This window comes from Streptomyces sp. ADMS, from assembly GCF_033441795.1.
Classification (GTDB): Bacteria; Actinomycetota; Actinomycetes; order Streptomycetales; family Streptomycetaceae; genus Streptomyces.
Window position 1 is genome coordinate 1 of the sequence record NZ_JAVFVX010000365.1, and the last position, 724, is coordinate 724.

The 724-nt window shown below is 64.8% G+C and carries 1 pseudogene; it reads left to right on the top strand.

Features of this window, described 5'->3' with window-relative positions:
• Nucleotides 1–724, top strand: a pseudogene (locus tag RB628_RS41060) (DNA polymerase III subunit alpha); the annotation flags it as partial.

A 724-nucleotide genomic window follows, 5' to 3' on the forward strand; every position in this document is an offset into this window, starting at 1 on the left:
CTCCTGGAGATCGGCAAGAAGCTCGGCATCCCGCCCCTGGTGACGAACGACTCGCACTACACGTACGCGCACGAGTCGGTCGCGCACGACGCGCTGCTGTGCATCCAGACCGGCAAGAACCTCTCCGACCCGGACCGCTTCCGCTTCGACGGCACCGGCTACTACCTGAAGTCCACGGACGAGATGTACGCCATCGACTCCTCGGACGCCTGGCAGGAGGGCTGCGCCAACACCCTCCTGGTGGCCGAACAGATCGACACCTCCGGCATGTTCGAGGCGAAGAACCTCATGCCGAAGTTCGACATCCCGGACGGCTTCACCGAGATCACCTGGTTCCAGGAAGAAGTCCGGCGCGGCATGAACCGCCGCTTCAACGGCGACGTCCCCGACGACCGCCAGAAGCAGGCCGAGTACGAGATGGACGTCATCATCCAGATGGGGTTCCCGGGCTACTTCCTCGTCGTCGCCGACTTCATCATGTGGGCCAAGAAGCAGGGCATCGCGGTCGGCCCCGGCCGTGGATCCGCGGCCGGTTCGATCGTCGCGTACGCCATGGGCATCACCGACCTCGACCCGATCCCGCACGGTCTGATCTTCGAGCGGTTCCTCAACCCCGAGCGCGTGTCCATGCCCGATGTCGACATCGACTTCGACGAGCGCCGGCGCGTCGAGGTGATCAGGTACGTGACCGAGAAGTACGGCGCCGACAAGGTCGCCATGATCG